This window comes from Erwinia sp. QL-Z3 (assembly GCF_004551645.1).
Lineage (GTDB): Bacteria > Pseudomonadota > Gammaproteobacteria > Enterobacterales > Enterobacteriaceae > Erwinia > Erwinia billingiae.
Window position 1 is genome coordinate 2,660,044 of record NZ_CP037950.1, and the last position, 14,387, is coordinate 2,674,430.

Sequence of the window (14,387 nt, forward strand, 5' to 3'; positions counted from 1 at the left end):
TTGAGTTAATACGGGGATTGGTGCCTATTTTGTCAGAAGCGGACGCTGCTGTCAGGCACAGTTTCAAGGCACACTGTTCAATAGTGCAGCAACAGAGCGCGTCAGCCCGATAAATCGTTGACTCAGCAGGTGCGCACCGTATAATTCGACGCAGTTCCCAATGCGCCCTTAGCTCAGTTGGATAGAGCACCGGCCTTCTAAGCCGTAGGTCACAGGTTCGAATCCTGTAGGGCGTACCATTATATTTCAATGAGTTGCAAGACTCACCCTGACTTCAAATTTTCCTTGTGGGACAGATTTGGGACAGAGGCACTATAAATCGCATCAATATGACGTGCATGCTCGGTCAAATGGTTCGGTGCCAGATGAGCATAACGCTGTACCATCTCGATACTTTCCCAACCTCCCATTTCCTGCAATGCTGACAGTGGCACTCCTGCCTGAATAAGCCAGCTCGCCCACGTATGTCGCAAGTCGTGAAAACGGAAGTCCTCTATACCCGCCCGAACAAGTGCGGCTCTCCATGCAGTATTTGAATCAACCCGCATTTTCCTTTCCTGAGGAACCTTAATTACCGGCCCTTTTTCGATCCCCTTCCAGTCACGCTCCGCCGCCCGCATCAATGCTTTCATTAAAGCCAGGTGCTTCGCCTTCGTTGAAGTTGAAACCGGCTCCGGTTTATAAACCCCCATATCGATTCCCTTCTTCTGCATCCCTGCAGCCCGCTGTTTCCAGCGCTCCTCAGACTTCCTGTTATTCATCCTGCTTACAGCGGTGTAAATCTTCGCTTCGGTAATGTCCTTCAACAGAACACCCTCAAAGTGAATCAGCCAGAATCCCATCCGGCCTTTATCGGCATCCAGTGACTTTTTGTGTGCTTTCTCTTCAAGCCAGCGCATGCAGGCTTCGTCAAAAGTCACGCTGGGAAAATCACCGAGTTTCTCTATCCGCTACAGCTCAGCTTTTCTTTGGTCGTGCAATTCCATCCACACCTCACGGGCCAGAGTGCAGCGCGGTATGGTCCAGATTAAGCGGCGCTTTCCGGTCTGGCCTGCCCACTGGATAATCTCATCCATGTAGTGCTCAAAGGTTTTCTCTGCTTCAGTCATGTCACCCTCCGTTGTTTGCCTGCCCACTGATTAAGCTCATCATCTTTCCTGCACTCCGGGCAGCAGTAGCTCGCGCCCGGCTGAGATGGCTCCCCACAATTGCCATTGCGGCAAATGGGTGACGGCGGTTCCGCCTACTGCCTGTTAGCCAAAGCGATAGTCCTTTCCAGTTCTTCAAGCTCAGCGGGCTGGTCTGTTATGTCTGCATGCATGAGGTGGCTCCTGAATTTAGAAAACAAAAAACCGCCCGAAGGCGGTCACATTAATCAAAAATATGTATTACGGATTACGATATTGTTCATAGGTGCGTGGTTTGGGATCGGTGGCAGTACGATACTGTTCAATGCTTTCTTTGCGTTGCTTAAGGTACATCAATGTCTCATTGAGCTGATTTTGCTCATCAATAGGCATAGTGAAAACACCAGAATCATTCTTTGATTTAATCTTATCCATGATTTCAATGGCTAAACCAATCATCTCGCTATCGGTCAAAATCTCGTTTCGATACACTTCACAGCGGTTTTCGAGATCGTCAACTTTGCTTTCTAATTCCCCGACCTGATTGAAATAGCCTTCAATCTGTGACTGCGCATCGCTCAGCGCTACGTCCGCATTAATAGCGAGCTCTTTCAATTCGTTGACTTTTTCAATTGCTTGACTAGCAAGTTGTTCAGCTGTATCAGACATGATTAATTCCTTTTCAGTTTAGTAGTTTATCGTATTGACTCAGGAAAAATAGTAACCGAAAACTAATCATTTTCAAAGCAAAATACTGTATATAAATACAGTGTTTGTGTCATAAACTTGGCTAGGATTTTGCTAGCAGACCCACACCGCGAGCAGTTAAGAAGCGGATGCCCATCCGTTTAGCCATCTGACGAATTGATTCACATGAGCGGTTTATTTTTCGGGCGATTATTTTAGGGGGTAGAGAAGAGGCCATTCTCTCTCCGGCTCTAATCCAATGTCAGGGGATATGCTCTGTTTCGAGCTTTAAGGCGAAAGGGCGGCAGGCAAGATAATAGGGCAGTTAAGGGAAGGGCATTCAGTTCCGACTCTTGCCATCACATAGTTAATGTGATGAGTAAAGATACCTTATATTAAACCCGCCACCAGGCGGGTTTTTGCTTTCTGGGAGCAAGCTTTAGGTAAGCTAGGCCACTTCCTGAAAGCAAAGAAGTAGAGCGAGATGTAGTGGATCACTGGAATTGAAAGAACCAGAGCCATTGGCCATCCTAAGTCTGCTTTCCTAACCATTCTCTGGCATGGGAAGAAGGAGATTATTCACATGATGATGAACAGGTTGTTGTGTGTTTCCCCCATATTATCTCTCCTTAGATTGTTGTTACGAGCCCTCTCTGGTGGGCCTTTTTTAATCTATGGGCATCCTTGCCCAACCAGTCTTTAATCAAAAGAACAATAGCCACCTTTATGATGTGAGCCAGTTCCACCATGTGGATGCTGTCCTTTTGGGCATGCTAAAGCTGACGCAGACATGATGCCGAGGATTGATACCAGAAGGATTGCTGTAACTTTTTTCATTGTGTTCCTGTTAGTAATTTTGCCAGTTGGGAAAACCCCACAGTTAATATACTCTTAAGTTTAACAATAGGAATCCTGATAAAAGATCAGCCTTTATGCGTTTTTTTGCAGCATGGTCATATTAGGATTTCTCCTCCTACAACACGGGGGAATGCAATGAAGTGGATTTCTGTAGGAGATGCAATGCCAGAAACCAGATCCCAGTTTCAGACGGTGATTGTGGCAACTGAGAAGGGAGTAGGCGCGGCAAATTACAACTTAATCAATGGCTTCTATTCATATGAATAGAAGTCCTCTTCATCCTGATATGCGGAACGACGTGCCAGCTCATAGAATGGCCTGACCTTCCACGAAGACAATCGGCCAATAATATAACGGCTAAAAAATTACAAAAAAAAGCCCGCATGGCGGCGGGCTCAACTTATTTTAGCACAGGGGTGGATCTAATAAGTTCAACGATGGATATCGTTGATATAACCATAGTAGTGCCATGCTAAACTGTAAATCACAGGCGAAAAAAAACGACACTATGGTCGGCTCCTGAAGTTCAGAATCACAAAGAAATTCGCGTACAAATAATCACGCATGCGAAAGATATTGGCTAACAATCTTTAGAAAGCTAGCAGTTTTTATCGTGACGATAAGTATCATTTCAACATGCCCTTGCTCAAATTTGAGCCATAAAAAACCCGGCCGTGGAGCCGGGAATTGGAACAGTTTTACTCTTGCACTACACAAGCAGTAATCCGCATGTGTAGATTGTTTAGCCTACTATGCATGAACAGGAATGACTCCAGGCATGTTCCTATGTCATCCAAGTTCGGAGTTTTCTGGTGTAGGTATGGTTTAGGAATTGATTATTAACTGGATCTAAATGGCATAGAGGGAATAATGCTGGATGAGCTAAATGTGATCGGCAAAGTAACCTTTCACATCCGACGCGTTTACGAGGGGCGCCGGCCGACAATCTGATGGGACCAGATTGGGTTTGTACCCTTTACCAAGCCTTTGCATACTTTGGCATCATGAAGCGCGTACCATACTCTCTTCTGTTTCTTCTTTTAGTATCTCCCTGTCGGTTTACTTTCAGAATATCCCTGCTTTAAGATCTAATGCCAACCAGTCCACCTCACCGTACATGTCCATATTAAACCTTATTATTTCAGTACGCGCGGGCATATCTTGCAGTGCTAACGTTTTATTCAATGTTAAGCCGTCCCTTACTGGTCCGTTATCAGCTTAATAACCAAGGATTTTCATGGTTTATTCCCCTGTCTCCGATGGCACAGGTAAAAATACCTGGTGCCCCAGCTGCTGATGCCATTAGTTTGCGTAAACCGCGTTACTTAATGTTTACCGGGTTAAAGTAGTAAGCCAAACCAATAAGACGCATCCTTTGTTATATTCACAACCAGAGATACTTAGACACGGAAGAAATTTTATTCACATTGCCAATGGTAATGGTAATGGTAATGGTAATGGTATCGGGTTCACTTTTTGCCGTTGATACACAGGAAGGATATTACGGTTGCGTGAAATAATTGCTGGGCAAGCAGCACGCTGACGATATGGACAATGGCAGTCGACCAGGTGTGGGAGATGTTGTTAGCGGCACAGAGAATGCGCATCCTGGCGATGCATCGCTTGCTGCAGGTTATCATTAAAAACATTCAAATTTAATCAACTCATTGCAAAAGTAACCAAAAATAAATATAGCCTAAAGTGCTGCGCATAGCATCTCGCTTACAGGCTATTAACAAAAGCATCCATCTCATCCCCATCTGAGAATCGATATTTTCATCCGCTTAAGATAAAAACGCGCTTTTTATTTATCGAACGCCTTAGCTATCGTCATTTAACGGCTTTTATGGTGGGTATGTATTCCCTGAGGAAACATTGCTTTACACATTTCTTTACATCGGGCTTAAGGGCCTTTCCTTGTGCTTTTTTGATTAATAATACCCTTTAATCGCCAGGTTGACGATGAATGCAGTTTTAGACAGAATTACTCTCGTCAAATAAGTTCTCAAATTCATCCTCTGGAAATAATCACTCTCCAAATAGGGGGCGAAGTAAAAGATGAACTAATTGTTTGTTTTGCCTTTGTCGTTAATTTAAATGTTGAGTTCTAAAAACATCACTTATCTTGGTTAAGTATTTTCATTCCTTTATTAAATCATTAAGGACTTGTAAGTATGAAAAAAAATATTATTGCATCATTGATTCCTGCACTCGCAATTTTTTCCTTCTCAACGTTGGCCGCAGTAGATCCGGTAACCGTTGATGGCGGCAAGATCAACTTTACCGGTTCTGTGGTTGCTGCACCTTGTGCAGTGGACAACGTCACAGACGGTCAGACGGTGAAACTTGGACAGGTTCCTACCAACCGTCTTGCGTCAAAAGGAGACTCTAGCTCCGCTGTTCCTTTCACCATTAAACTTACCGGCTGTGACCTGAGCGGTATCGAAAAGAGCGATCCGAAAACGACAGCCAGTTATACCAGCGCGTCCATCATCTTTAACGGTGCGACCACTGGGGAAGCTACCACACTGGCTATCCAGCCTGCTTCCAACGGCGCGGGCGATACCACGACCGCGGCACAAAACGTCGGTATCCAGATATTACAGAATAACAAAGCGGTGAATGTGAACGGCAGTACTGCCACAGATGTCCAGCGCATTCTGGCTGGCACCAACGAAATTCCATTCAGTGCGGTTTACGTTGCTACCGCTGATGGTGTTGTTGCAGGCTCCGCTAACTCCACGGTTAATTTCCAGGTTAGCTACGAGTAATTAATTTTATGCCGCCTGCGTAGTTTTTTAACTACTGCGCGGGCATTTTTTCAATGACTTTTTTACAGGGCATCCCATGTTTAATTATCATTTAAGAAATATTTTGTGTGCTGTTGTTATGTCTACCTCTTGCTTGATTCCTTCTCTTGCCAGTGCGGGCGGAATTACGCTGGGCGGCACGAGGGTCATTTATCCGGCGGGTCAGAAACAAGTCACTATGTCGGTACGTAATACCGCCGATCGGGCCAGCTTTATGGTGCAGTCATGGGTTGAACAACCGGACGGGCAGAAGAGCCAGGATTTTGTCGTTACCCCGCCAATTTACGTCAGCGGTCCGGGTAATGAGAACACCTTGCGTCTGATGTATGTCGGCAAACCAATCCGTCAGGATCAAGAAAGTCTTTATTACTTCAATACCAAATCTATCCCCTCTATGGATAAAAAAGAGATTGAGAATAAAAACATCCTGATGCTCGCCGCCATCACGCGCATCAAGCTTTTTGTTCGTCCGGCAGGCCTGAAGCCAGATGTGGCCAAGGCGCCTGAATCATTGACCTTTTCACGCATAAATGGACAGCTGCGCATTGATAATCCCACGCCGTATCACATCACGCTGGCCAAAATGAAAGTCGGCAATCAGACACTGCCCGATTCGATGGTCAGTCCTAAAGGCACTCTCTCTCTGCCACTCGTGGCCAGTGCTGGGAAAAGTATTACGTTCAGAACCATCAATGATTTCGGTGCCGCCACACCAGAAATGCGTGCAGAAATTAAATAGCGCTCTTTTTCCGACAGGCGTTTACAGGCAGAAATACAGGTATTCAGATGCAAATATCACATAATAAAAAAACAGTCAGCACCCTGAATTCTCCAGTTCGTCTTCCGATGTCCATCATGACATTACTGATGGGAGCCGCTTTGTTTCCATCATCAGGGCATGCTGAGCTCTATTTTGCCCCTGAACTGATCTCTTCCGATCCGGCGATGGTGGCCGATCTGACGCGTTTGCAAAATGCAGGTAATCAGCTTCCGGGCGCCTATGAAGTGGATATTTACCTTAACGGTACCCGCGTTAACGAGCGCAGCCTGATGTTTATTGATGCGCCAGACGCCAGGAACAAAAGAGAAGTGCGTGATAGCACCGGGCTAATGGCTTGTCTGAATCGCAGTGAACTGGAAGAGCTTGGCGTAGACGTTCGGCAAATTCCGGCCGACGTTGGCGACACCTGTATTTCTCCGGGAGAATTTATACCCGGCGCCTTTACCTCTTTCGATTTTCAGCGCCAGCGACTGGAGATCAGCGTACCGCAAGCCGCGTTGCGTACCCGCGCCCAAGGATATATTTCGCCGGAACGCTGGGACGAAGGTATTAATGCGGCAATGATGAATTACAGCTTCAGCGGCAGTAACAACCGCGGGCGCTATGGTGACAGCCGCAACACCTATCTGAATCTTAAGGGCGGCATCAACGTGGGGCCATGGCGTTTGCGCGACTACCGCACGTGGAATGAGTACAGCAGTGACCGCTATAACTACCGCAAGTGGCAGCACGTCTATACCTATGCCCAACGTGCCATCATTCCCTTGCGCAGCAACCTGATGCTGGGGGACGGCACGTCGGATGGCGATATCTTTGATTCTCTCGCCTTCAGAGGTGTGCAAATTGCCACGGATGACAGCATGTATCCGGATAGTATGCGGGGATTCGCGCCGGTTATCAGAGGGATGGCCAATACTAACGCCCGCGTTAATATCCGGCAGAACGGCTATACGGTGTATCAGACGTTTGTTGCGCCTGGTGCATTTGCCATTGACGACCTTTTCCCGGTCTATTCCAGCGGCGATCTTGAAGTCACCGTGACTGAGGCCGATGGCAGCGTTCGGGTATTTACCGTGCCGTATTCGTCGGTACCCGTTTTGCAGCGCGAAGGGCGGATGAAATACAGCCTGACGGCGGGTCAGTACCGTTCATCAAGCGACAGTTATAACAGCCCAGTGTTTGTGCAGGCCACGCTTATCAGCGGCTTACCGCATAACATGACTGGCTACGGCGGTATGCAGTACGCCGAAAATTATCTGTCGGGCTTATTAGGTCTGGGATTCAACCTCGGTTATCTGGGGGCGATCTCGGCGGATATTACCCAGGCCAATAGCACGCTGGCCGATGGTAATCAATATCAGGGACGTTCGTTACGCTTTCTCTATGCGCGCTCCCTTAATACTTTGGGAACCAGTTTCCAGCTAACCGGCTATCGCTATTCGACCGAAGGTTTCCATACGCTGGATGAAACGGCGCTAAAGGGCATGAAAGGCTGGCGATATGAGGCTGACTCCGTCGCGGCCGACGGCAGCTTGGTGAAGCAGCCTTACACCGATTATTACAATCTCTATAACAACAAGCGGGCAAAAATCCAGGCCAGCGTATCCCAGCGAGCGGGCGATCATGGCTCTTTATTCCTGTCTGGCGTAAGGCAGACATACTGGAACACTGACGGCCATTACGACTCTCTACAGATGGGGTTTAACGGGGCGATGGGGCAGGTGAACTACGGTGTGACCTATAGCTACAGCCGACAGACAGGTCAGGCCGATGCGGATAATTCACTATTTTTCTCGATGTCATTGCCGATTAGCACCTTGTTTGGTGGCAAAAGTGCCCCGCACTCAGCTTATGCCACCTACAGCGCCGGCAGAAACCAGCAGGGAGATATCTCCCATCAGGCCGGCCTGAGCGGCACGGCACTGAAAGATAACAACCTGAACTGGAGTCTCAGCCAGGGGATGACGCGCAATGAAGGCAATAGCGGCAGCCTGAGCACCTCCTATCGTGGCGGGTATGGCAGCACCAATCTTGGCTATAGCTACAGTGACAGTTATAAGCAGACCAGCTATGGCGTCAGCGGAGGGGTGCTTTTACACAATGAAGGCGTGACGCTGGGGCAATCACTTGGTGAAACCAGCGTGCTGGTTGCCATGCCAGGGGTAGCCAATGCCAAAGTGGAAAATGAAACCGGCGTCAAAACCGACTGGCGGGGTTATGCCCTGCGGCCTTACGCCTCCGCTTATCGTGAGAATCGTATCGCCATCGATACCGGCTCACTGGATGATCAAACCGATATGGATTCTACGGTAACCCGCGTGGTGCCTACCCGTGGTGCCGTGGTGAAGGCCGGATTTAAAGGCCATTCAGGTAGCCGGGTTCTGATGACCCTGACCAGCGCAGGCAAACCGCTTCCGTTCGGCACTATCGTCAAGGCTGGCGAGCGTGGCGGGATAGTTGGGGATGGTGGGCAGGTTTATCTGTCAGGCATGCCGGATAAGGGAACAGTCATCGCACAGTGGGGAGTCGATAAACAGTGCGTTGGCGATTATCGTCTGCCGTCAGCAACAAAGGAACAGCGCGATCCGGTGATCAGAATTAACAGTAACTGCAAATGATAAATCAGGACAGTAGCCAAGCCATCGCGCAAAAAGCGCAATCAATAATCCAGATAAGAGGATAAAACATGAAAACTCGCGGAAAGGGTGTCCTTACTCAACTTTCTCACTCGGCATTACTTCTGATTGCGGTTGGAATGGGAAATGCTTATGCGGCAACAGATACGGCGATTATCACTATTACCGGGAAAGTGGTTGCGAACACTTGCACTATGAGCAGTGGCTCTGCAACACAGACAGTCACGCTTAATGATATTGCTGACCGGGACATTCGCGGTAAAGGGGTCACCGGCGGTGATAAAAATATCAGTATCGTGCTGAAAGATTGCGGCACCGCCGCATCTGCCGTGAAGGTGAGCGCCTGGGGGAGTGCTGACAGCGAGGATAACCAGGCTTTCGGCAACGCTATTGCTAAAAGTGACGGCGGTGCGGATGGCGTCGCACTCTATTTTTATCAGACCAATGGAACGACTAAATACAACCCCGATGGCAGTGTGACAGAAACCAGCAACCTGACACCCTCCGCGGACAATACCCTGAATTACAAAGCATCTTATGTAGGTACAAAAGATACCGTGGCTGCGGGGAGTTTCATGACCGTGGTGAACATGAATTTTGAGTATTTGTAGAAATAAATAACCCATCGGGAGTCTGTAGAAGCAATAACAAGTGGCTCCCAGGAATTAATAGTGTAGAAAATACAGAGGATGGGATACCTCCGTACTACAAAAGAGTAAGAAGAATAAATGATGAATTTCAGAAATCACAGTGAGGCCAGGCAGTGCTCAAAACGCCTGTCAGGGCTGTTGTACGTCGTTGCGTTTAGTGCAGTTATACCTTGTGAAGCAATGACTATACAGGCATCAAGTATTGTTGAGATCCCAATAACTGGCTTAAAACTTTATAACAAGGGGGAGTACCCAGTTATTGACAAAAAGGTGGGCTTCACGCGTCTGATACTAATACCTAATGGACGTAACCCAGGGATAATTGGTTACGGTGATGTCGTGATCACAACCACTCAAGGCTCTTTCAGTGCAAAACTACCGTTATGCCAGGATGCCGATCAGTGGCAGTGCTGGGATAACTCCGCCTATTGGGTGAATGTACCCACCTTTGATGGGCAGGCAGTGGAAGGTGGAACCAATCCGGTGATTACGGGATTATCACTTACAGGAAGATTACAAAATATATCTCAAAAAGAAACGTCGATAAATATTAAAATAGTCGCTTCGGATGAGAATAATTGGGGGAATTCGCAGTTGGGATTTAGCAGTATTGGCGGCGCGACCTTACCCGCTGCTTCAGTTTGTGCCCTGGATGTAAATACGACGGCCGATCTCGGCAATCTTACAACGGGGCAAGCGAAAAAAAACATAATGGTCAGCTCAAATGCATCTGGAAATGGCAAGGTGACATTTAGGCCAGGCGAACATGATAGCAACAGTGGCTTAATTAAAAACACTGGCGGGGGAACGCTAAAGTATTCCGTTATGGATACCTCCTCATCTAATCTGTGGAATGCGGCTGATGGGCAGTGGCAAGGTGAACTCACCAACGACTATTATCTGCAGTTGGAGAGTGTCCCTGATACCACATACCCTGGCCTTTATGAAGGCATCATGACCACAACGCTTTCATGTGAGTAAAGACTCAAGGGGAGCGGCAGGTTTTTGATTTCATACTAAGCAACAGCAGCCCGCCGTATTCGCAGGCGATACTAATTTATAAATTATGCATGATTGGCGATACAAAATCCTGAGTATGTATTTATTTCTGCATTATATTCTATCTTTGAAGGTTTCGAGATATTTTGGTTAGCGAAATAACTTCTGGTTAGCCGCAGGGGTATTTCGATTTTCATTTATCCGAAATTAATGAAGGTGAAGTATGTCTCAGTGCTTGCTCAGGAACCACAACCGGATCATTACTGCTTTATCATGCTACAGCACCGTTGCAGCGCCTGATGAAGTGGTCAGAGGAAAACGGCACTATTTTTTGAATAAAGAGAATTGCCAGAGAGTATTTTTTATCACTGAAGGCGATTTCCTTTTACGTACGATTAATGAGAATAAAATTCTCAGCATTGTGTCTGCTCCCTATGTCATTGGCGCAACGCCGGCCTTGGAACCCACACCACTTTTTCTTGAGCGTATTGATTACGGCATAATAAAAACAATTGATTACGATCAGTTCTGGCGGGTGATCAATTATAATAATTCGCATGCGGATGTGATGAATATCATCGCAGGACATTATACCGATCTAATGAACTATCTTATGGTGAGCAGAGCTGACGCCCGTGAACAGGTCATCGCGCTTTTGAATATGTGGAAAAACCTCCCGATGCGTTTGAAGAATAGATACTCCGTCTTATATCTGCTATCAAACAGCTCACATTTATCAAAAAGCACGATATGCCGTATATTGAAGGATCTGAAAGAAGAAGGGGAGATAGAGCTTGAAAATGGGCGATTCGTCGCAGAGATGGTGTAACGATTAATGTTTAGCTGATCTTTTTTCAGGGTAATCTGTTTTTCATAAATAGCCTTCATCATTGTTATAACACACCAGGGATCCGAGAGAATCACAATTTTTCCGATGTTAATTATTTTGATGTGATTGGGCGTCGCTATGGGAAGTTGTTTAATTTAGGGTAATGCCAGATTGAAATCGCATCATACACTCTTCCCCTTTAACAATAGCAATTAACTCATCGAAATGGTGACGGATTATATTGTGCTCTATATGCACCATGACGATAAAGGCAGCGTGTTGGTTATCTGTGTCGAATAAACCTAGCCCCGCAACACAACACTGCGGGGCTACGCGCTATTTGCGATTAAGAATGCGCAGGAAGTCGTTTTTGTTGGAAATCAGCGACAGCGCATTGGAAATGATTTCATCACTGAAAATCGACGCGACGTCTTTCAGCACATCAATGTGTTCTTTCTCTTTAGCAATCACGCCGATGGCGATAAACATCACGTTGCTTCTGTCCCAGATCACCCCGTCGGGGAACTGAAAGATTTCCACGCCGGTTTTCAGGATGATACCCGTTTGCGATTTCGGTAAGTGGGGCAGGGTAATTCCGTTGCCAAGAAAGGTAGAGACCTGATGCTCCCTTTCATTGAGGAAAGCGATACAGTCCTGGCTGACATAACCCTTGGCCTTAAACTCTTTCCCCACCATCGCTAAAACATCGGCCTTATTTTTTGCCTGACATCCCAGATGAAGATTCTCTACGGTAATCGTATCTATCATTGCCCGTCTCCTTTCATTTTCCAAAGCGTGAAGGTATCAATTACCCGCAGACAGCTCTTCTTCAAGTTGTTCCAACGATTTATTGGATGTTTCTGGCAAAGCGATTATCACAAAGGCGATGGCCAGATAGTTGATGACGGCAAAAATCAGGAACACCGGTCCAAGACCAAGTTTAGCCTCCAGCACCGGGAACAGGTAGCTGACGATGGCATTCATCACCCACATAAAGAACACCGAAATACCCATCGACAGGCCGCGGATTTTCAGCGGGAAGAGTTCAGCCAGCACCACCCAGGTCAGGAAGCCCATCGTACCTTGCATCACGCCCACAAAGAGTGCGCCCAGCAGCCAGATAGTGGTTGCCTTCATATCGCCGGTCAGATAATAGTCCGCCGCAGCGATTAACAGGTGCAGCGTTGCCATCAGGGCGAAACCCGACACGATCAGCGTTTTGCGTTTAAAGCGATCCACCAGATACAGCACGCCAAACAGCATACCGCCAACTGAGAATACCCCGTTCAGCACGTTACAGATTAACGATGTTCTTTCCGAGAAGCCGGCCGTTTTAAGGATTTCCGTGCCGTAATACATGATGACGTTAACGCCGGTGGTTTGCTGAATCGCAGCCCAGGCAATGCCCACCAGCAGCAGTTTCAGGATCCATGGCGTCTTAAAGATAATCTCCATGGCACCACGGGTATGCAGCTTCTTTTCTTTTTCAATCTCCATCAGCGTGATGATGTCTTCGTACTCTTTTACCGCACGCGCTTCGGGACGGATCTGTTTCAGGATCACCAGCGCTTCTTCGCGACGGCCTTTACTTATCAGCCAACGCGGGCTCTCAGGTGAACGCCACATCCCCACCAGCAGTAATACTGACGGTATCGCCTGCACCATTAACATATAGCGCCAGACTTCCGGCAGGTGCCCCCACATGAAACCAATGGCCGCATTGATGGCGAAGGCAGCCAGCTGTCCAATCACGATCGCCACCTCATTCAGCCCGGTCAGCTTGCCGCGCATTTCCGTCGGGGCCACTTCAGAAATAAAGGTGGGGGCGGTGACCGAGGCGCCGCCTACCGCATAACCGAGGATGAATCTTGCCAGAAGAAGGGTGGTGACGTTAGGAGCCATGGCGGAGCAGATCGCCCCGATAAAGAAGATAAAGGAGAGCCAGAGTAAATATTTTCGACGGCCAAAGAAGTCAGCGAGCTTTCCCCCACAGACGCTGCCGATGGCGGCACCGATCAGCAGCACGCTCATTACCAGGCCTTCGGTGGTCGGCGTCAGGGCCATATTCTCTTTCAGTGAAGAGAACGCCCCGTTAATGACGCCGGTGTCATAACCAAACAGCAAACCGCCAAACGTAGCAACCAGCGCAATCTGATGTAATCGTTTTCTCTGATGTTGATTAAGGTGCATCGCCAAAGACATATTTCTACCTTTTATTTGATTATCCGTTTAAAGCCGGAACGGTTAAAAACCCATGATGGCTTCATCTCTGTTCTCATCTGATGACAACAAAGGGTGCCAATGGCTGACTGGGGACCCGTTTCTGGCTATCCAACGGTGAGGTACTCACCGAGCGATATCGTCAAAGAAGATAGCATTATGTTTGAAATAAAAATTCTACTTACGTCACATTGCGATTGATTGATTTCGTTACTGGCGGTTTTTGGTATTTCTGTTCGATTTTCATATTTCAAATCGAATGTGCAAATTTATGATTTTTATTGAATTTATGTTTGATGATAATGACGTCTGTAAATTTTTTCCAAACCCGCTCAACTCTGGAACGCATGATTAGTACATTTCTTAAGCAATTTATGTTCATTTTGTGATTACTTTGGAAGAAAAATTCCATTGAAAAAGTAGGTGTTTTCTTACCGGGTTAATGAAGGAGAGACCTGAAATTTTGGCGAAAAAAAACCACCCGCTGGATGGCTTATCGTTGCTGGAACCGGGATTAAACCGGTCTTGGTGAGAACTGACCAATGACCTCTTCGGCAACGTCATGCTCAATGGGCTGATTATGCGCGATCAGGTAGCGCTTTTCCCCCAGGCTGAACAACGTTAAGTCATAAGGCTCATCGTCGAAGGTCAGGGTTGCCGGGAAGCCTGGGCCGCCCTCATATTGCTGGAAGCTGACTAAGTCACCCCCGGTGCCGGTCAAAATTAAGATGTCGTACGTCATGGCTTGGATCCCTGCAATGCGGTGTAAAGTCGGCATCAGTATACCGCG

General features: G+C 47.3%; 10 protein-coding genes, 1 tRNA gene and 1 pseudogene. 7 read left to right on the forward strand and 5 right to left on the reverse strand.

Annotated elements, in window-relative coordinates:
- Window positions 1–162 precede the first annotated feature (162 nt).
- Window positions 163–239: transfer RNA gene (locus E2F51_RS12895), tRNA-Arg, on the forward strand.
- A 24-nt stretch (window positions 240–263) separates the two neighbouring features.
- Here the strand turns inward: E2F51_RS12895 and E2F51_RS12900 are convergent.
- Both E2F51_RS12900 and E2F51_RS12910 read right to left on the reverse strand, forming a co-directional pair.
- Window positions 264–983: pseudogene (locus tag E2F51_RS12900) on the reverse strand (site-specific integrase); the annotation flags it as partial.
- Between the two features lie 405 nt (window positions 984–1,388).
- A complete protein-coding gene (locus E2F51_RS12910; protein ID WP_013201158.1) occupies window positions 1,389–1,796 on the reverse strand; it encodes a hypothetical protein in 408 nt (135 codons plus the stop codon).
- A gap of 3,050 nt (window positions 1,797–4,846) precedes the next feature.
- Between E2F51_RS12910 and E2F51_RS12920 the strand changes: the two genes are divergently transcribed.
- The 6 genes from E2F51_RS12920 to E2F51_RS12945 all read left to right on the forward strand — a co-directional run bounded on the left by E2F51_RS12920 (window position 4,847) and on the right by E2F51_RS12945 (window position 11,377).
- On the forward strand, window positions 4,847–5,443 hold the full coding sequence (locus tag E2F51_RS12920; protein WP_134823630.1) for a fimbrial protein: 597 nt from the start codon (window positions 4,847–4,849) through the stop codon (window positions 5,441–5,443).
- A 76-nt stretch (window positions 5,444–5,519) separates the two neighbouring features.
- Complete coding sequence (locus E2F51_RS12925) at window positions 5,520–6,221, forward strand: fimbria/pilus periplasmic chaperone (protein ID WP_134823631.1); 702 nt, start codon at window positions 5,520–5,522, stop codon at window positions 6,219–6,221.
- Between the two features lie 116 nt (window positions 6,222–6,337).
- Window positions 6,338–8,881 carry a fimbria/pilus outer membrane usher protein gene (locus E2F51_RS12930; protein WP_245174115.1) on the forward strand — a complete coding sequence of 848 codons (2,544 nt, stop codon included), beginning with the start codon at window positions 6,338–6,340 and terminating at the stop codon, window positions 8,879–8,881.
- A 68-nt stretch (window positions 8,882–8,949) separates the two neighbouring features.
- Window positions 8,950–9,510 (forward strand): fimbrial protein, encoded by a 561-nt coding sequence (locus E2F51_RS12935; RefSeq protein WP_013201162.1) that lies wholly within the window; start codon window positions 8,950–8,952, stop codon window positions 9,508–9,510.
- 117 nt (window positions 9,511–9,627) lie between these two features.
- Window positions 9,628–10,530: a hypothetical protein gene (locus E2F51_RS12940; RefSeq protein ID WP_134823633.1), complete on the forward strand. Its 903-nt coding sequence runs from the start codon at window positions 9,628–9,630 to the stop codon at window positions 10,528–10,530.
- Window positions 10,531–10,771: 241 nt separating this feature from the next.
- Window positions 10,772–11,377: a helix-turn-helix domain-containing protein gene (locus E2F51_RS12945; RefSeq protein ID WP_013201164.1), complete on the forward strand. Its 606-nt coding sequence runs from the start codon at window positions 10,772–10,774 to the stop codon at window positions 11,375–11,377.
- A gap of 336 nt (window positions 11,378–11,713) precedes the next feature.
- Here E2F51_RS12945 and E2F51_RS12950 read toward each other — a convergent pair whose 3' ends face one another.
- The 3 genes from E2F51_RS12950 to E2F51_RS12960 all read right to left on the reverse strand — a co-directional run bounded on the left by E2F51_RS12950 (window position 11,714) and on the right by E2F51_RS12960 (window position 14,339).
- Entirely contained in the window at window positions 11,714–12,145 is a 432-nt protein-coding gene (locus E2F51_RS12950) for a PTS sugar transporter subunit IIA (RefSeq protein WP_013201165.1), read from the reverse strand.
- A gap of 36 nt (window positions 12,146–12,181) precedes the next feature.
- Entirely contained in the window at window positions 12,182–13,579 is a 1,398-nt protein-coding gene (locus E2F51_RS12955; protein ID WP_013201166.1) for a sugar porter family MFS transporter, read from the reverse strand.
- 532 nt (window positions 13,580–14,111) lie between these two features.
- On the reverse strand, window positions 14,112–14,339 hold the full coding sequence (locus tag E2F51_RS12960; RefSeq protein ID WP_134823634.1) for a hypothetical protein: 228 nt from the start codon (window positions 14,337–14,339) through the stop codon (window positions 14,112–14,114).
- Between the last annotated feature and the right edge of the window lie 48 nt (window positions 14,340–14,387).